Below are 18,649 nucleotides of genomic sequence, written 5' to 3'. Positions count from 1 at the left end.
GGCATATAAGATTAGGTCACAATATGAAAATTCTGCTTTTAATACTGTGTTTAATTGTGAGCTCACAAGCCGCGGCAAGTAATGCAATTTCAGTTTTATTTGTTAATCCATCAATTGAAGGCGAACCATTTTGGGCCAAGGTTCAGGCTGTAATGGAAGTCGCAGCAAAGCAAAATAATGTTAAGCTTGATGTTATTTATGGTGAAGGGAATCGTTATATCCAGTTAGCCGAACTTAAAAAATATCTTCAGTACAGAGCCACTCCAGATTACGTTGTTTTATTAAATTACCCCGGTGGTGCTGAGCAATCCATGTCACTACTAGAAAAATTTAATGTAAAATTTATTACCTTAGAGCAAACAATTACAGGCGAAGAGCGGGCAGCTATTTTAGGCCCTCAAGAGCAATTTAAATTTTGGCTTGGTGAAATCTACCACGATAACTTCACCGCAGGCTTTATGTTAGCAAAGGCACTGCTAGAAAAAGCAACAGCGAAGGCGCTTACACCTCATGTGGTAGCTATAAATGGTCACTATGGCACTGAGTCGGATGCACGAAGCGATGGGCTAAAAGCCTATTTGAAGCAGAATGACTTAACTCTTAACCAAACAGTATATGCTGGTTGGTCTAAACCTGAGGCGATGGATAAAACTAAAAAGTTACTTAAAAGATATCCTGAAACCAATATCATTTGGAGTGCATCTGATTTAATGGCATTAGGTTCTTACACCGCAGTAAAAGAGAATAATGAACACCCTTATTTAATTGGCGGGTTTGATTGGCTCAGAGATAATTTAAATTTAATAAAGCAAAATAAACTCACTGCCAGTGTAGGGGGGCATTATATGATGGGAGGTTGGGCACTCACTACTTTGGTTGATTATCATAACGGGCATCCTTTTTGGCATAACAACACCAAGGTTGAGTTTGAACTTGGGGTGATTACGCAGGACAATATCAATAAGTATGAATACCTTATAGATATTGACGATTGGTCTTTTTTAAATTTTAAACAACTTTCCTTATTCCACACTAAACAGGCTAATTATGTATTTGATGTGTCTCAATTACGTAAAGACAAAAGCCAAAGTGAAAATTAACCGCGTAAAAACTTTAGCCCTAGCTCATACCCAAACCAATCCAATATGCATAGTTCAGCGTTTCACTGGGGATGATATAAAGGCGTAATTTTCAACAATGTTAGTTCATTTTAATAAGTAACCTGAACTCTGGATAATAAATTTATCTCCAGCGGCTACTTTCAACGCTAACTGCGTTGAATTTACTTGCAATAGACCAGCTATTGACGCGTAAATTCGCCTTGTTATCGCTAAAAGTCTCCGGCTGGAGACTAATAAATATATTTGTAATTTAATATCAAGACATTAGTACATCTCTTAACCAGAGTTCACGTTAAGTAACAACAATAAAGTAAGTGCTTGTGAAACGCCCCAGTGTTGGTTTAAAAGCGATATATACTGCGTATTGATTACAACAATAGAACCACTATTATTTGCAATCAATCCCTTGCCTTAATCGCTTTTAATTCCAACTGTAACTCGCATCTTAGGGCGGTTTGGGTATACAATATCGGCCTTTAAAATTAAAACGAATTGGCCATGACAGATTTAAAACGATTAAATAAATTTATAAGTGACACTGGTTTTTGCTCGCGTCGTGAAGCTGATAAGTATATTGAAGACGGTCGTGTCACTGTGAATGGCAATCGACCTGAAATGGGTGTAAAAGTGGCGGTCACTGATAATGTATTGGTTGACGGTAAACCACTTAAAAAAGTGCCTAAACGCGCGTATATTGCTTACAATAAACCGGTAGGTATTACCTGTACTACCGAGCGTAAAATTCAAAGTAATATTGTTAAAGCGGTTAATTACCCGGACCGAATTTTCCCTATTGGTCGTCTTGATCGCCCCTCTGAAGGGCTTATCTTTTTAACCAACGAAGGTGACATCGTTAACAAAATCCTTCGTGCCGGTAATAATCATGAAAAAGAATACGTAGTAACTGTTGATAAACCCCTTAACCGCCAGTTTGTAAATAAAATGGCCGGTGGCATTCCCATCCTCGATACAGTCACTAAAAAATGCAAAGTAACGCAAACCGGCGCAAAAGAGTTCACTATTATTTTGACTCAAGGCTTGAACCGACAAATACGTAGAATGTGCGAATACCTTGGCTATGAAGTAGTCACATTAAAGCGCACGCGTATTATGAACGTGACGCTCAAAGGTTTAAAAGTAGGGCAATGGCGTCATTTAACTGAGCAGGAAATGGCATTAATTAATGATTCAATTGCGGACTCTGGCAAAACAGAAGAGCGCTCAATTGATGAAAACAAACAAGCCACAGCCGATGTTAAAAAACGTGACTTTCAAAAGCACGTTGAAAAAGCAAAGTCGCAGCAGCCAGCAATAGCCAATAAGTCTTTTAATAAACCTCGTGCAACAGCAAAACGCAGAACAGGCACACTCAGTTTAAAAAAGTAACTCAGTAAACTTTTAAAAGGCCAAGTAATGTGAATTACTTGGCTTTTTTTGTTAGCTTTTCTTAGGCACTTTAATTCTAAACACCATGGTATAAAGTACCGGCACTACGATTAATGTCAGTATTGTAGCAAATCCTAATCCAAACATAATGGTTACTGCCATTGACTGGAAGAACACATCAAATAACAGTGGAATCATGCCAAGTATTGTGGTGATAGCAGCCATCGCCACAGGGCGGACACGGCTTACACCGGAATCAAATACGGCTTGGTAGGGGTCTTTGCCTTCGCTGAGTTCGAGGTTTATTTGATCGACTAAAACAATGCCGTTTTTTATCAGCATGCCACTCAAGCTTAATAAGCCTAATAAAGCCATAAAGCTAAATGCTGCATTCATTAGTAATAAACCCGCGCTAACACCAATGATGGCCAGTGGCACAGTGGCCCAAATAACGAGTGGCTTTTTAACAGAGTTAAATAACAACACCGTCACTGCAAACATGGCGAGGTAGCCAAGAGGCAATGAGCCAAATATCGCTTTTTGTGCTTTTGATGCTGACTCAAATTCGCCGCCCCATTGCAGCTCATAGCCATGAGGGAGTTTTATTGCTTCAATACCTCCCCTTACACGAGCAAACAGTTTAGCAGGCGTTTCATCACCAATGACATCGTGGTCGGCCATAACTGTGATGGTACGTTTGCGGTCGCGACGCATTATCAGGCTGTCTTCCCATTCTACAACAAACTCATCAACCACTTGGGTAACGGGCACAAACACGCCAAGTACAGGGCTGTATATTTGTAAGTCACGCAGGCTTTCAACGTTCAAACGCTCTTCTGCAGGAGAGCGGGCAATGATCGGTAATTGTTGAGTGCCGTCTTTATACACGCCGACTTTTTTGCCTGATAAACTAGTCAGTAATAGTTGATCTAAGTCTGTTTTAGCAATACCTAAACGACGTGCTTTTTGCTCGTTTAGTTGAGGTCGAATTAGTTTTGAGCGCTCGCGCCAATCATCACGAATATTAAACGCGCCAGCATCTTGGCTGAGTACTTCTTTGGCTTCTTTAGCAAGCTTTCGAAGTATCACTGGGTCAGCACCAGAGAAGCGTGCTTCAATTTTAGCGTCTGTCGATGGGCCAATTTCCATCCGCTTAATTTTAAGTTTGGCATCAAACACGTGGCTGTACTCATAGTCACGTACTTTAGCAATCATAGTGGAGACGGCTTCACGGTCTTTTACCCGAATAATTAATTGCCCATAAGCTGGGTATGATTTTTCAGGTGCGTAGGTCAACATAAAACGTGGCGCGCCTTGGCCTATGGTTGAGGTGACTTCTTCTACCAGTTCATCTTTTTGTAAAAAGGCTTCAAGTTTAGCAACGCCATCCATGGTCGCATGGATATCAGCGCCTTGTGTATGCCAGTAATCTACATAAAACATCGGGGTATTTGATGCAGGAAAGAATGCTTGTTTAATGAATTTAAAGCCAAAAATTGAGCTGACAAGCAGCACTACCATTAATAACAAGGTCGTTTTACGAAAACGCATTGCATTACCTAATAGACTTTTATAAATATTGAACATAAAGCCTTGGTAAGGGTCTTCTTCGGTATTTTGATTTTTAAACTCAGATTGTTTAAACATTAAATCAGCAAAAAACGGCGTTAGGGTAATAGCTGTTATCCAGCTTAAAAGTAATGAAATAAGTAATACCCAAAATAGGCTACCAGCAAATTCACCACTGGCATCAGAGCTTAACCCAATAGGCGCAAAAGCGGTGATTGCGATTACCGTTGCACCGAGTAAAGGCCATTTTGTTTGCTGCACAATATTAGCCGCGGCTTTAACTTTTGTTTGCCCGCGCTTTAAGTTGATTAATATTCCTTCAGTGACAACGATGGCGTTATCGACCAACATACCTAATGCGATGATCAAGGCGCCTAGCGAAATACGCTGCAAATCTATCGCAAATAGCTTCATAAAAATGAAGGTTCCTAATACGGTAAGTAATAATATAACGCCAATTAGTACGCCACTTTTAAGCCCCATAAATACCAGCAATACAACGATGACGATTGCAACAGCTTCTAATAAACTAATAATAAATCCGCTGACTGATTTCTCTACTTCGACTGGTTGGTTATATACGGTGTTTATTTCCATGCCATGTGGGCGTTGGTATTCCAGTGATGCTAAATGGGCTTGAATATTTTTGCCAACATCCACCACATTAACGCCGGTACTAAAAGACACACCGACTAATAAAGCTTGTTGTTGGTTAAACCGCATTACGTTATTAGGTACTTCGGCGTATTCACGGTATACCGTTGCTACATCACCCAAATAAATTAATTCACTTGCGCCTGGTTTTGAAATGAGTAAGTTTTCAAGTTCAGTAACGTCTTTAAACTCCCCTGTAGGGTGAAGCCGTATTGATTCATCACCAACGCGTACTTTACCTGCATTAGACACAGTATTTTGTGATTGGAGTAACTGGTAAATTCGATTGGGGGCAATCCCTAATTGCGCAAGTTTACGGGTAGAAATTTCTACCATAACTTGTGCTTGTTGTTCTCCACTAACGGTCACTTTACTTACGCCATCCACCAAAACTAGCTCACGCTTTAGGTAATCAACGTAGTCTTTGAGTTCATCATACGAGTACCCATCGCCAGTGACGGCGTACATTACACCATAAACATCACCAAAATCGTCCAGTACAGTGCTTGGATAAACACCGCTTGGTAACGAGGATGCATTGTCATTAATTTTGCGGCGTAGTTCATCCCAAATTTGACGTAAATCCTGCTTGCGATAAGTACTTTTCATTTCAACGGAAATTTGCGATTTTCCCGGTGATGATATGCTTGTCACATAGTCAACATAGGGCAATTGTTGAATAGCGTTTTCGATCGGGAAAGTAACTTCCTCCTCGACTTGCTGCGGTGATGCGCCAGGGTAGAGTGTAATAACCATGGCTTTTTTTAGTGTAAACTCGGGGTCTTCTAGCTGCCCAAGGCCTAAATAAGAAACCGCACCACCAATTAATAAAAGCAGTGCAAACATCCAACTAACCACTTTGTGTTTGATAGCAACTTCTGCAAAGCTCATTTTATAGGCCTCGCTCTTTTTGCCACGGACGTACTTGCATGTCTTCTTTTAGGTAATGCACACCGGCAGCGACCACAGTTTGGCCTTTTTTAAGCCCAGAAAGTACTTCTATGCCACTTCTATGCAATTGGCCCACTTCAACTGCTTGCTTGTTTACTTTGCCTGTTTGTTGATTATACACCCAAACATAACTGCTATTAGCTTGCTCTGTTGGCTCAGAAAACACTGCTTCAACTGGTAATAAAATGTAACTCGATTGTGAATGTGTAATTTTGCTTAAATCGATATCAACTCGGCCAGTCATGCCTGCAAGCAGATTGAAATCTTTTGGTACTGGCAGTGAAAACACAACTTTGTATGTCAAAGTGGCAGGATCTGCTTGAGTATCAAACTCTTTAATAGTGAGAGTGTATGATTTATCGGGATAACCATCGAATACCACTGTGGGCTGATAGTTTGCATCTTTATCAATACGGGCGATGAGCTTCTCTGGTACTTGAATAACGACATCCATTAAATCACGGGTTTCTAAGCGCAAAATATTTTGCTTTGCTTGAATGTTTTCATAATTTTTAACAAATACCTTTGCAACGGTGCCACTAAATGGCGCGCGTAGCTCACTGTTATCTAAGTTCGTTTTAGCTATTTTTAGCGCTGACTCTGCAACTTGTTTGTTCGCTAGTGCTTGGTCTAGCTCTGATTGGCTGGTGATGGATTTATCAAATAACTTTTTGACTCGCTGTAGTTGTGACTGAGCTAGTTCAAAACGTGCTTTGCGTTCATCGTACTGGAGTTGAAAGTCTTCTGGGTCAAGTTTGGCAAGCAGTTGCCCTTTTTCAACATGCTGACCTGCTAAGGCGGGAAATTTAAGTAATTCGCCATTTACCCTAAAGGCCAAATAAGACCCTTGATTAGCGACTACCTCTGCAGGGAAACTGCGTATGGTTTCGTCTGAATTAGCACCAATATCGAATAATTTTACTGGACGAATAGGCTGCTCTATTGTCGTATCCTTGGCTGCTTCTTTACACGCAACTAAACTCAGCATGAGTGATGATAAAATCAAAACTGACAACAGTTTCATGGTCTTCTCCGTGGCTATGAAAACATAAATTAGATGCAGCATACGCCGCAAACATATAAAATAAAAATTATTAAATTTTAAAAAGATCATAAATAAAGTTTATGGTTATTTACAAGGATGCAAAATGAACCTTGTTCAACTAAAGATGCTAGACGCTATCGTGTCAACGCAAAGCTTATCAAAAGCGGCAAATGTATTGCATAAAACGCAACCAGCTTTAACGCTTGCTATAAAAAAACTTGAGCAAGAGCTCGGTTTTGAGTTGCTCGATCGTACACAGTACAGGTTAACCCTCACTGAAAAAGGGAAGTTGTTTCACCGAGAAGCTGTTCAATTATTGGTAGCGCAATCTCATTTAAGTCAGTTAGCCAGCGAGCTTGCACTAGGCAATGAAGCAAGTTTTAAAATTTGTTATGAACAGCTCTGCCATGCACCTTTATACAACGATATAATTTGTGAAGCATTTACTGAGTTTCAAAGTACAGAATTTAGCGTTAGCAGCGGTAAGCGATTTGCGTCTTTAGAGCAAGTGAATAAAGGACTAGCTGATTTAGGAATAGGACCTTGGTTTGACCTTTTTCATGCAACTGGTGATTTAGAAAGTTTACCAATAGGAAAGCTAGATATTGGTATTGTGTGCGCAAAGGGCTTGGTACCAAAACAAGTTAACTACGAGCAGCTTCAGCATTATCCTTGCCTTGCAATGTTCGAAAGTGAAATGAGCTTTGACTCTGAGCGACTTTCTTATTCAAAAGGCTCGGCAATTATGAAAATTGATGACATTGCCACCTTAAAATCTTTTTTAGTCTCCGGAGCTGGTTGGGCAATGATCAGTATAGGACACTGTCAAGCTGAGCTTGATGCAGGTCTATTACAACAGGTTGAAGTATTGGACAGAGAGCATATGTTTAGCGCTCAAATTCGCGTTTTTAGACAGCATGCAACGCATCATGGCCCTGTTGCTCGAGCAATATGGCAAGGTTTTAAACAAGCAAGTGAACAGTTTAAAAATGAAAGACAATAAAGCATCCAAAGAAGAAAAAATTTTTACTGTAATAGCAAATATTCCAGCAGGTTCTGTTGCAAGTTATGGGCAGGTTGCTGCAATGGCTGGACTTGTTAATAATGCGCGTTTGGTCGGGCGGTTATTAAAGCTAATGCCAAAAGATTCAACTATCCCTTGGCATCGCGTGATTAATAGCCAAGGGAAGATCTCTTTTGCAAAAGGTACAGCGCAATACATTCGGCAATATCAGTTATTGCTCGCTGAAGGGATTGTTTTTAAAAACGGCAAAGTCAATATGAGACTGTATCAGTGGCAATAAATTGGGTGATTAATAAACATATTGGTTAATTGCAATAAAATGGCAAACACAGCCTAACATCACAAATACATGCCAAATTGCATGGCTAAATTGACGGTGTTTGGCACTATAAAAAATGGTGCCTAAACTATAAAATAGCCCGCCACTGAGTAGCCACCACAGTGCATTGATATTAACATTTAAATAGAGTGGGTATACAATTGCCACAGCAAACCATCCCATTAATAAGTAAGTGGTGAGCGACACCCTTTTATTTTGATTTTTTACAAATAATTTGTAGCAAACCCCACCTAAAGCTAAAGACCAAATAAATACCAAAGTTAAAACGGACACTAAGCCAGATAAACAAAGCACGAGAAATGGTGTGTAAGTGCCCGCAATTAAAATATAAATAGCGCAATGGTCACACTTTTTATAAACAGCACGCGCTCGCTCAGATGAGCTACTGTGATAAAGAGTTGATGCTAAAAATAATAAAAAAAGGCTCACACCATAAACTAGTGCGCTTACACCTTGCATCACGTTTTCAGATTTTACTAGCAGCTGCCAAAGCACGTATATCGAAAAAATAACGCCAGCACCATGCGTCACCACATTTAATTGCTCTTCTTTTTTTGAATAAGCAGGGATAACACTCATAACACACTCATTAAGATTAATGGCTAAAGGAGTTTCAGTGTACAAGTGTACGCTGAAATTTTCAATGTAAAATTAGAGGCTAAATTTTGGTTAATTTAACTAACTACGGTGGCTAAAAAAACCATGACCTGAATGTTCGCTGAAAGTGTATTTATTTTTATCAATACATATCAATAAGTTAAATTTTATTTTTCAGTTGGCACAACCTTTGATTAAGTAATAGCGACTAACTTAATAACTCAATAAGGAATACCATTATGAAAAGCTTAATGAAACTATCGGTTGCGGCACTATTGGTTGTTGGCTCTACACAAGTAAGTGCAAATGATGGTCAATTAGACCTTACACAAACGCTATCAAATAACATTGCCTCATACATTGAAAAAACCAGCAATGAACTGCAACAAAACTTAAAGCAATCATTACTAGTTGATTCACAAAACATGTTAACAAACCTGTTCTCAGAGCAAGCAGAAAAGGTAACTAATGTGGCTAAAACCAATACTAAAGAGCAAATAGTTTCAGTAGAAACAACAAAAGTAGAGGGTTAATCTGATGAGCAGTGAATTAGGATTATTTGTTTTAATGTTAGCGCCTGTTCTTAGCTTGTTAAGTGCTTATGCTTCATTTGAACTGTTAAGAAATATTGCTCAATGGCTAAATGTAGGCTGATCGATTAAAACAACTTTTGATGTTGATCTTATACACTGCGATGCACGTAAAGTAATGCATAGTTAAATTAATGTAGTAGGGCAATATGATACGTGCAATCTTCCCATTACCTGTTTTTATTTTACCTGGCGGGTATACGCGACTTAGAATATTTGAAACGCGTTATTTGGACATGGTCAAGGAAGCGCTAAAAAATGATGGTCAATTTGTCCTTTGCGATTATGACTCGCAGACATATAGCAATGTTCCTGAAACAGGTTGTCTAGTAAAAATAGTTGATTTTGATCAGGATGATAATGGCAATTTGCTGATAGATATCAGTGCGCAATCAGTTGTCACCATTAGTAATGTTACCTTCAGTAAAAACAAATTACGCTATGGCGAAACCAAACTACTACAGGGCCCTGGCTGGCTTAGCCATACTCAGCCTTTGAGTTTTGACGACCAAATACTTAGAGACTCTCTTGAAAAATTATTTGCAGAGAATCATGAGCTTTCTTCCATTTATAAATCTACCTGTTTTGATGAACTACCTTGGGTTATAGCCCGTTGGCTTGAACTAATTCCTATATCTCATAATAAAAAACAACAACTTGCCTTCAATTCTGGCTTTGCGAATATCCAAAATTTCCTCCATACTGTAATTAATAACGAATTTACCTAAAAATGTGATCTTATTATTTATCTCTACGTATTGAGTAGAAGTGAATATAAAGGGGAACTAACAATGGTAAGTCAACAACCTTCAACACGTTGTACACCTAAAACAGGTAACTTCACTGCCATGGCGGATACACCGAGCAAAGAACTTGCGGATTCTTTATTTGCAGTTGCATCAAGCAGAGATAAAAAAGCATTTGCTTATTTATTTTCTTATTTTTCTCCAAAGATAAAACGCTTTGGCATAAAACAGTTTAACTCTGAGGCACAAGCTATGGAGCTTGTGCAAGAAACGTTAACCTCAGTGTGGCGAAAAGCCCACCTATATAACAATGATAAAGGTGCAGCGACTACCTGGGTTTACACTGTAATGCGAAATGCATCGTTCGATATGCTTAGAAAAATGAAAAGCACAAAAGAAGATTGCATAAGTGAAGATATTTGGCCCTTGATCGAACAAAATGAAACTGAAAACTATGAGTTCAGTGATCACTTAGAAGATAAACAAATTAAAAATTATCTTGAAAAACTACCTCAGGCTCAACGTGATGTTGTGCGTGGCGTGTATTTTCAAGATATGTCACAAGAGCAACTGGCTGATCAATTAGGTATACCAGTTGGAACAGTAAAATCCAGACTTCGTTTAGCGCTACAAAAACTTCGCAACGAGATGGGAGAAAGTCATGATTAAACACCATCCAACAGATGAAATTTTATCTCAATTTGTTTCAGCAGACTTGCCTGCAAGTCTAAGCGTAGCAGTTGCTATACATGTTGATATGTGTCCGTGTTGTAAAAGTAAAGTAGCTGCAATTGAGGCTAAAAAAGCGGAACAAGTGTTTACTGACGAGTCTATTAATAACTTTTTAGCTGAAGAAGAGTTTGAAGGTGCTTCAGACTTGCTTGATGCTATAACAATGGATGAATCAGTTGACGAAATATATGAGGTTAAACCTCAAAGCATTAATATAAACGATCAAGAATATCAATTGCCTCGCAGTTTATCGCGTATCCCACATAGCAAGTTTATGCAAATGGGTAAGCTTTCTCGCTCTCGTGTTGCTTTAGATGATGGCTCATTACGTTCAAGTTTGTTACATATTGCCGCAGACGGAGAGATACCTGAACACACACATACAGGTTTTGAGCTCACTCTTCTACTTGAAGGGGAATTTAGTGATGAAACTGGAAAGTATGTACCAGGTGATTTTATGATGCTCGATGGTCGTCATAATCATACACCAGTAACTAAAGAAGGTTGTTTGTGCTTTACTGTTGTCAGCAGTGCTCTACACTTTAATAAAGGGTTAAGTAAATTATTAAACCCAATAGGCAATTTTATATACTAGGATGAGTATGCAAGAACAGGTTATCAAGCTAGGCATAAGTGCGTGCCTAGCTGGTGAAAAAGTACGTTTTGACACAGGTCATAAAAGATCAAATTTTTGCATGGACGAACTTGGTAAGTACGTTGAGTATCAACGTTTTTGCCCAGAGGTTGCTGTAGGTTTACCTATACCTAGGCCTACCATTAGGCAAGTCAGAGTGGGCGACACTATCAAAGTATGTAGACCTGATGGAACGGGTGATGTAGGCCCTAAGCTTACTGAGTATGGAAAAAGAGTTGCTACTGAACAAGCGTCTACCTTAAGTGGTTTCATTTTTTGTGCTAAGAGTCCGAGTTGTGGAATGGAGCGCATTAAAATTTATAACGAAGCTGGAACAGGTAATACTTCTGAAGGTGTCGGTTTTTTTGCAGAGCAAATAATGGCCCATAATCCATTATTACCTTGTGAAGAAAATGGCCGTTTAAATGATATGCACTTGCGTGAAAACTTTGTTATGCGCATTTATACGTATAAAAATTGGCAGTTACTTACTGAGCAGCCTATTACTGTGCATCGTTTGACTCAGTTCCACGCAAAATACAAATATTTATTAATGGCGCATAATTATCAGGCATATAAAGACTTAGGTAATTTGCTTGGTACTTACGATGGCGCTGATTATGACGCACTTGCAGATGAGTACATTTTGGGTTTGATGACTGCGCTTAAAAAGCCTGCTTCTCGAAAGAACAACAGCAACACGTTGATGCATTTACAAGGTTATTTCAAAAAAGTTCTTTCAAAGATAGAAAAGAAAGAACTGCGTGATGCCATTGATGAATACAGAGAAGGTATTGTTCCACTTTATGTACCTTTGACCTTGGTTAAACATCACCTCAAGGTTCACCCTATCGAATACCTAGAGCAGCAAGTTTACTTTAACCCCTATCCTAATGATCTAAAGTTACGTTTCGGAATTTAATGGATACAATATTTTGGTTTAGGCGCGATTTGCGCCTTTTTAATAATTTTGCATTATATGATGCAATTGAAGCAGGCTGTAAAAATGCCCTATTTTTTGTTACGCCAGGTCAATGGCAGCAACATGAGGTTGCGCCAATACAGATTGATTTATTAAAAAGGCGTATTAAATTTCTAGGCAAGTTGTTAAGTGAGCATGGTATTGCGCTTCACGTCATCGAGAGTACAAATTACACAACATGTACAAAAGATCTGTCTGATTTTTTATCGTCAAACAATGTTAAGCATGTTTATGCTAATGCAGAATATGAAATCAATGAGCAGAATCGCGATACACAATTCCTCAGTGAAGCGGACAAGTTAAATGTGTCTGTGCATATGTATGACGGCGACTTAATAGCCCCTCCAGGTTCTGTTACTACAAAAAACGGTGAAATGTATAAGGTGTTCACACCATTCAAAAACGAATGGTTAAAACAGCATCATGACACGCATTTTTATTTCAGAGAATTGCCTAACACGTTTTCTGAGGTTCAATTCCAAGATGACTTACTGCTTAAAGGTGATGGTAGTTCAGATAAGTGGCCAGTTGAGGATGAAACATTGAGTCAGGTTATTCATCGTTTCATCGATGAGAAACTTACTGATTATAAAGAATCACGTGATTTCCCCGCAATAAAAGGAACATCTGGGTTAAGCCCTTATTTGGCTCTAGGTATCGTTAGTACTCATCAGCTTATTGCGCTTGTGCAGCAGCGTCATGTTGATGTGTTATCTAGTGCAAAAAGTAACTTATTTACATGGGTTAATGAATTAGTTTGGCGCGAGTTTTATCGCCACCTTTTAGTCGCTTTCCCGCTTTTAAATAAATATAAGAACTTTAACGAAAAGTATGATGCGGTTAAGTGGCGTAAGAGTGAGGCTGAATTTCAGTCTTGGTGTGAAGGTAAAACAGGCTATCCATTAGTGGATGCCGCGATGCGCCAACTTAACGAGACTGGTTGGATGCATAATCGATTGAGAATGGTCGTGGCAAGCTTTTTAACAAAACATTTATTGATTGATTGGCGCAAAGGTGAACGTTATTTTATGCAGCATCTTATCGATGGTGATTTAGCATCTAATAATGGTGGCTGGCAATGGGCTGCTAGTACAGGATGTGATGCTCAGCCTTATTTCAGAATTTTTAACCCGATAACGCAAAGTGAGCGATTTGATCCGAAAGGCGAATTTATTCGTAAGTATATACCAGAGCTTAAAAATGTTCCTGATAAGCAGGTTCATTTTCCGCATAAATATTTAGCGAGTATTGGTAGAGAAGCCGATTACTGGCCTGCGATAGTGGATCACAAAGCTGCAAGAGAAAGAGCACTAGCCGCATTTAAGGTATAACGAAGGAATATAATGAGTACGCAAAGAGTTGAGTCATTCGTTAATATATATCAACAGCTGGATAAGCATAATCTTCACCTTTTAAGTGATATATATGCGCCTAACATTCTCTTTTCGGACCCTCTTCATGAGGTTGCTGGACTGGATGATTTACACAATTATTTCTCAGATTTATACAGTAATGTCCAAGAGTGTGGTTTTGACATAACAAGCCACCATTGCTCTGGCGATAATGCTTTTGTTTATTGGGTGATGAAATACAGACATCCAAAATTAGCAAACAACAAAGAGATTACAGTTAAAGGCCACAGTCACCTTGTGTTCGATGGCGATAAAATAGTTAAGCACCAAGATTATTTTGATGTAGGTGCACTTTTGTACCGTAATATTCCTTTAGTAGGTTCTATTATTAAACTTATAGATAAAAGGGCGACGCAATCATGATTACGTTAATTACAGGTGCGACATCTGGGATTGGTGAAGAGTTAGCTAAACAGTATGCAGCACAGGGTGATACTGTTATCGCGTGCGGCCGCAATACGGATAAGCTGGCTGAGATTGCGACACATCAAAATATCGAGCCATGCAAGTTTGATGCGACTGATTTACAAGATATAAAAAGTGCAACCATTGCATATACCCAATTTGACCGTGTAATTTTAAACGCGGGTAATTGCGAGTATATAAATGATGCGCGCAATTTTGATAGCAGTTTATTTACTCGTGTAATAAACACAAATCTTTTGTCTGTTGGGTATTGTTTAGAAGCGTTATTGCCAAAAATAAAATCAGGTGGTCAACTTGTTCTTGTCAGCTCAAGTGTGACTTATCTGCCTCTGCCCCGATCAGAGGCTTATGGTGCCTCAAAAGCAGGTGTAAGTTATTTAGCCAAATGTTTAGCTGTTGATTTGAGTGATGTAGATGTCACTTTGGTTCATCCTGGGTTTGTTAAGACACCACTGACAGACAAAAATGACTTCCCTATGCCGATGGCTGTTTCTGCAGAAAAAGCAGCTGATTACATCATCTCTGGTGTTAAAAAACGTCGCAAAGAGGTTCATTTCCCCTACCGGTTTACACTTATTTTAAAATGCCTGCGCATTTTGCCATTACCATTATGGCTTAAATTAGCAAAAGGATTATCTCGTTGAAAAAAATTGCAATTATTGGCTCTGGTATCTCAGGCCTAAGCTGTGCTCATCTACTTCACAAACAATACGATGTTACAGTCTTTGAAAAGAACAATTATATTGGTGGTCACACTGCAACTGTTGATGTCGATATTGAAGGAACCAGCTACGCCATCGACACAGGTTTTATTGTATTTAATGATAGAACTTACCCATATTTTGAAAAACTACTCAGCCGAATTGGTATAAGCCGTAAACCTACCCAGATGAGCTTTAGTGTTCACAACGAACAAACTGGTTTTGAATATAATGGACATACATTCACAAGTTTATTTGCTCAAAAGCGCAATATTTTTCGCCCTCGATTCTACAAGTTATTAAGCGATATAGTGCGTTTTAATAATCTATGCAAAGCCCTCCATAGTGAAAACACCTATGAGAAACAAACACTAGGTCAGCTATTAGATGAGCATAGTTTTAATGATTTCTTTAGATACCATTATATATTACCCATGGGCGCCGCTATTTGGTCTACTAGCATAAAAGAAATGAGTAATGTTGGCGTTGAGTTCTTCGTTAAATTTTTCTTTAATCATGGTTTATTAGATATCACTAACAGGCCTCAGTGGTATGTAATCCCTGGCGGTTCAAGAGAATACATAGCACCCCTTATTAACGGTTTTGAAGATAAAATAAAACTAAATAGTGATATTGCAGGCGTTGAGCGGCTAGACGATAAAGTTATTATTCATTTAAAAAATGCTCAGCAACAACTGTTTGATAAAGTCGTTTTTGCATGTCATTCAGATCAGGCTTTAGCCTTATTATCATCCCCTAGTGACGATGAAAAGAGGGTGCTTGGCGCTATTCCTTATTCTGAAAACTCAGTAATTTTACACACTGACACATCAATCTTACCTAAACGAAAAGCGGCGTGGGCAAGCTGGAATTACTTATTGAACGACAGTACAGATAAAGCGGCTGTGGTAACTTATCAAATGAATATCCTTCAGGGTATTCAGAGCGACACGCAGTTTTGTGTTACGTTGAACCACAAGCAAGGTATTGATAAAAGTAAAATCTTACGTGAATTTACATACCATCACCCAGTGTTTAATGAAATATCAATTGCTGCTCAACAACAAAAGCACAGTATTGATGGCGAGAATAATACTTATTTTTGTGGAGCTTATTGGTATAACGGATTTCATGAAGATGGGGTTAGGAGTGCCGTTGATGTAGCGCGTCAATTAGGTGTTGAATTTGAATAGTGCCGTTTTTACAGGTGATGTGCGTCACCGCAGGTTTGCTGTAAAATCCCATGAGTTTAAATACCCACTCTATATGATGTGGGTTAATTTATCACAACCCTCATCGCTTAATGGTATTCACCCACAGCTGGGCACATCAGGCTTTAAAGCATTAAAATTTGAACAGTCTGACTATTTGAAAGATGGCACTGATAAAGATAATGAAGCAATCGTTAAACGAGCAATAAATAAAATTAATGAATTAGGTGTAACCGACGAGTTTGCAAATGTGTACATGCTTGGTCAGCTTCGTTGCTTAGGTATTTATTTTAGTCCGGTTAACTTCTTTTTGTATGAAAAACCCGATGGGCATTTAAGTCATATGGTTGCTGAAGTAAGTAATACGCCATGGAACGAAAGGCATTACTATTTAGTAGAACTTGAAAAGAAAGTGAACTTTAAGAAGGTATTTTCCGTATCACCTTTTATGAATTTAGATATGAATTACCACTGGGCAACACGTTTTAATAATGACAGTGTGTTAATTCATATTGAGAATAAAAAAGACAATAACGTGTTGTTTGATGCAACACTTAGGCTAAAACGGCAATCGTTAACTAAAGAAAATGTATCTGCTATTTTTAAACAGTTCCCTGCGATGACATGGACTATTTTTAGAGGCATTTATGTTCATGCATTTAAGTTGTTTTGTAAACGAGTGCCATTTATCGGTCATTCAGGAAGCGGCATTTGAGTCTGCTTCAAACTAGTTAGGTGATTTAATGGAAAAAGTATCCAGTTTGTCAAACAGTCAACCCAGTGGATTGCTAATAAAAATTTATAAAAAGCTGGTATTTGGTGCTTTCAATAGCATTGAAACTGGTCGTATATCATTGATTGATGGTAACGAAGTTATTCATTTTGGTAATGAAGATGAAAAAGAATTAGCGGTTAAAGTCGTTGTTAATGATCAGGCAATGTATAAATCATTTGCGCTTTCAGGCAGTGTTGGCGCTGGTGAATCATATATTTTGGGACATTGGGAGTGTGACGATTTAACAAAGTTGATTGAGATATTTGCTATTAACCAATCTCAATTAGATGCTTTTGAGAAGAAGTTTGCTTTTTTCAGCAACATCTTTTTTAGACTTAACCACATCAGAAACAAAAATTCTGAGAATGGTTCGAAGAAAAACATCGTCGCTCATTATGATTTGGGTAATGATCTGTATTCTTCTTTTTTGAGCACTGAAATGCTTTATTCAAGTGCCGTTTATCCTTCACAAGATGCCTCTCTTGAGCAAGCACAAAGCCATAAGCTTGATTTAATATGTCAGCAAGTAGACTTACAACAGGGCGATAAAGTCATTGAGATAGGCACAGGGTGGGGCGCTTTTGCGATACATGCAGCAACCCATTATGGATGTCATGTTACTACAACAACAATTTCGGATGAGCAGCACGCTTATGTTGCACAGAAAATCAATGAGCTTGGACTAAAAGATAAAATAACTCTGTTAAAGCAAGATTATCGATTACTAGAGGGTAAATTTGATAAATTAGTTTCAATTGAAATGATTGAAGCTGTTGGTCATGAATATTTACCCAGCTTCTTTAAAAAATGTAATGACTTGCTTAAAGAATCTGGAGCTATGCTGATTCAAGCAATCACTATTGCTGATCAACGTTATAAGCATTATTTAAAAAACTCTGATTTTATTCAGCAGTATATATTCCCAGGTGGTTGTCTACCTTGTATCGATGAAATGAACAAGCAAATAAAGCATCAATCTGACATGGTAGTTCACAGTGTTAAAGATATCGGTGTGCATTACGCTAGAACATTAGCAGACTGGCGCACTCGTTTTATTGCAAGCTGGCCTGAAATTGATAAAGCAAAGTTTGATCAACGCTTTTATAGATTGTGGTTATTCTATCTTGCTTACTGTGAGGGAGCTTTCAGAACACGGGTTACGAGTACTGTGCATCTTGTCGCCAGAAAGCCACGCTTTACCCATTCAGGTGACGGCATTGCGCTCGATTATTAATTTTGTTTTATTCCAAGGAGTATGGTTTTTGGCCTTACTCCTTGAAAATAAAGCACTAATACCGATTGTAGGCATAATTATTTTGATGCTTTTTTTATCACAACAAAAAAAGCAGGATATGATTTTGTTGCTACTCGGGCTTGCTATTGCCCTAGTTTTTGAATTTGTAATGGTTAGATTTGAGTTATTGGGTTTTAAAGTTTATCCATTCCCACTTTGGTTTGCGCTACTGTGGAGCGCTCTCATATTAACTATTAACACATCAATGCAATTTTTAACTCGCCTACCTTGGTATTTAAGTATTTTTGTATGCGCTGTATTTGCACCGGCAAGCTACTGGGCAGGCGCCAGATTTGAAGTAATTACAGTTATCCAGCCAATTTGGTTTTTCTGGATTGTTTATGGCCTATTATGGGCTGTAATGTTTAATTGTATTTTAGCAACAAACAAACTAATTAGCTCAAAGATAAACAGCTCATCTGTTTCCCCACATACTTAGAAGTATTCTTCCACTGTCAA

The 18,649-nt window shown here is 38.5% G+C and carries 19 protein-coding genes; 16 read left to right on the top strand and 3 right to left on the bottom strand.

Annotated features, from left to right (window positions below; all coding sequences use genetic code 11):
- Positions 1 to 23 precede the first annotated feature (23 nt).
- Together ACHUE3_RS02365 and rluF are read left to right on the top strand one after the other, a co-directional pair.
- Complete coding sequence (locus ACHUE3_RS02365; protein WP_394189796.1) at positions 24 to 1,100, top strand: ABC transporter substrate-binding protein; 1,077 nt, start codon at positions 24 to 26, stop codon at positions 1,098 to 1,100.
- A gap of 519 nt (positions 1,101 to 1,619) precedes the next feature.
- Complete coding sequence (gene rluF, locus ACHUE3_RS02360; protein ID WP_394189794.1) at positions 1,620 to 2,507, top strand: 23S rRNA pseudouridine(2604) synthase RluF; 888 nt, start codon at positions 1,620 to 1,622, stop codon at positions 2,505 to 2,507.
- A 51-nt stretch (positions 2,508 to 2,558) separates the two neighbouring features.
- Here rluF and ACHUE3_RS02355 read toward each other — a convergent pair whose 3' ends face one another.
- Together ACHUE3_RS02355 and ACHUE3_RS02350 are read right to left on the bottom strand one after the other, a co-directional pair.
- The gene (locus tag ACHUE3_RS02355) at positions 2,559 to 5,621 is read right to left on the bottom strand and encodes an efflux RND transporter permease subunit (protein ID WP_394189792.1); all 3,063 of its coding nucleotides are present in this window, start codon (positions 5,619 to 5,621) and stop codon (positions 2,559 to 2,561) included.
- Position 5,622: 1 nt separating this feature from the next.
- Positions 5,623 to 6,705 carry an efflux RND transporter periplasmic adaptor subunit gene (locus tag ACHUE3_RS02350; protein ID WP_394189790.1) on the bottom strand — a complete coding sequence of 361 codons (1,083 nt, stop codon included), beginning with the start codon at positions 6,703 to 6,705 and terminating at the stop codon, positions 5,623 to 5,625.
- 124 nt (positions 6,706 to 6,829) lie between these two features.
- On the opposite strand from ACHUE3_RS02350, the gene ACHUE3_RS02345 reads away from it, so the two are divergent.
- Complete coding sequence (locus ACHUE3_RS02345; RefSeq protein WP_394189788.1) at positions 6,830 to 7,729, top strand: LysR family transcriptional regulator; 900 nt, start codon at positions 6,830 to 6,832, stop codon at positions 7,727 to 7,729.
- The gene (locus ACHUE3_RS02340; RefSeq protein ID WP_394189786.1) at positions 7,716 to 8,030 is read left to right on the top strand and encodes an MGMT family protein; all 315 of its coding nucleotides are present in this window, start codon (positions 7,716 to 7,718) and stop codon (positions 8,028 to 8,030) included. The genes ACHUE3_RS02345 and ACHUE3_RS02340 overlap by 14 nt, the downstream gene beginning before the upstream one ends.
- A 9-nt stretch (positions 8,031 to 8,039) precedes the next feature.
- Here ACHUE3_RS02340 and trhA read toward each other — a convergent pair whose 3' ends face one another.
- Entirely contained in the window at positions 8,040 to 8,669 is a 630-nt protein-coding gene (gene trhA / locus ACHUE3_RS02335; RefSeq protein ID WP_394189784.1) for a PAQR family membrane homeostasis protein TrhA, read from the bottom strand.
- 257 nt (positions 8,670 to 8,926) lie between these two features.
- On the opposite strand from trhA, the gene ACHUE3_RS02330 reads away from it, so the two are divergent.
- The 12 genes from ACHUE3_RS02330 (at position 8,927) to ACHUE3_RS02275 (ending at position 18,629) form a co-directional block, all read left to right on the top strand.
- A complete protein-coding gene (locus tag ACHUE3_RS02330) occupies positions 8,927 to 9,220 on the top strand; it encodes a hypothetical protein (protein WP_394189782.1) in 294 nt (97 codons plus the stop codon).
- A 206-nt stretch (positions 9,221 to 9,426) separates the two neighbouring features.
- A complete protein-coding gene (locus ACHUE3_RS02325) occupies positions 9,427 to 10,005 on the top strand; it encodes an LON peptidase substrate-binding domain-containing protein (RefSeq protein WP_394189780.1) in 579 nt (192 codons plus the stop codon).
- Between the two features lie 63 nt (positions 10,006 to 10,068).
- Positions 10,069 to 10,692, top strand: a complete 624-nt coding sequence (locus tag ACHUE3_RS02320) for a sigma-70 family RNA polymerase sigma factor (RefSeq protein ID WP_394189778.1) — start codon at positions 10,069 to 10,071, stop codon at positions 10,690 to 10,692.
- Positions 10,685 to 11,350: a ChrR family anti-sigma-E factor gene (locus tag ACHUE3_RS02315; protein WP_394189776.1), complete on the top strand. Its 666-nt coding sequence runs from the start codon at positions 10,685 to 10,687 to the stop codon at positions 11,348 to 11,350. Before ACHUE3_RS02320 ends, ACHUE3_RS02315 begins: the two co-directional genes overlap by 8 nt.
- Positions 11,351 to 11,357: 7 nt before the next feature.
- A complete protein-coding gene (locus ACHUE3_RS02310) occupies positions 11,358 to 12,311 on the top strand; it encodes a YbgA family protein (RefSeq protein ID WP_394189774.1) in 954 nt (317 codons plus the stop codon).
- On the top strand, positions 12,311 to 13,702 hold the full coding sequence (gene phrB, locus ACHUE3_RS02305; protein ID WP_394189772.1) for a deoxyribodipyrimidine photo-lyase: 1,392 nt from the start codon (positions 12,311 to 12,313) through the stop codon (positions 13,700 to 13,702). Before ACHUE3_RS02310 ends, phrB begins: the two co-directional genes overlap by 1 nt.
- Before the next feature lie 12 nt (positions 13,703 to 13,714).
- Positions 13,715 to 14,146, top strand: a complete 432-nt coding sequence (locus ACHUE3_RS02300; protein WP_394189770.1) for a nuclear transport factor 2 family protein — start codon at positions 13,715 to 13,717, stop codon at positions 14,144 to 14,146.
- Entirely contained in the window at positions 14,143 to 14,853 is a 711-nt protein-coding gene (locus ACHUE3_RS02295) for an SDR family NAD(P)-dependent oxidoreductase (protein WP_394189768.1), read from the top strand. The genes ACHUE3_RS02300 and ACHUE3_RS02295 overlap by 4 nt, the downstream gene beginning before the upstream one ends.
- Positions 14,850 to 16,103 carry an NAD(P)/FAD-dependent oxidoreductase gene (locus ACHUE3_RS02290; RefSeq protein ID WP_394189766.1) on the top strand — a complete coding sequence of 418 codons (1,254 nt, stop codon included), beginning with the start codon at positions 14,850 to 14,852 and terminating at the stop codon, positions 16,101 to 16,103. Before ACHUE3_RS02295 ends, ACHUE3_RS02290 begins: the two co-directional genes overlap by 4 nt.
- A complete protein-coding gene (locus tag ACHUE3_RS02285) occupies positions 16,096 to 16,836 on the top strand; it encodes a DUF1365 domain-containing protein (RefSeq protein ID WP_394189764.1) in 741 nt (246 codons plus the stop codon). The genes ACHUE3_RS02290 and ACHUE3_RS02285 overlap by 8 nt, the downstream gene beginning before the upstream one ends.
- A 28-nt stretch (positions 16,837 to 16,864) precedes the next feature.
- Positions 16,865 to 18,130 (top strand): class I SAM-dependent methyltransferase, encoded by a 1,266-nt coding sequence (locus ACHUE3_RS02280; RefSeq protein ID WP_394189762.1) that lies wholly within the window; start codon positions 16,865 to 16,867, stop codon positions 18,128 to 18,130.
- On the top strand, positions 18,030 to 18,629 hold the full coding sequence (locus tag ACHUE3_RS02275) for a DUF2878 domain-containing protein (protein WP_394190264.1): 600 nt from the start codon (positions 18,030 to 18,032) through the stop codon (positions 18,627 to 18,629). Before ACHUE3_RS02280 ends, ACHUE3_RS02275 begins: the two co-directional genes overlap by 101 nt.
- Positions 18,630 to 18,649: the final 20 nt, after the last annotated feature.

Origin of the sequence: Pseudoalteromonas atlantica, from assembly GCF_043641955.1 — a bacterium.
Taxonomy (GTDB): domain Bacteria; phylum Pseudomonadota; class Gammaproteobacteria; order Enterobacterales; family Alteromonadaceae; genus Pseudoalteromonas; species Pseudoalteromonas atlantica_A.
The sequence above is the reverse complement of the archived record's forward strand: the minus strand, read 5'-3'. Positions and strand labels throughout refer to the sequence as shown.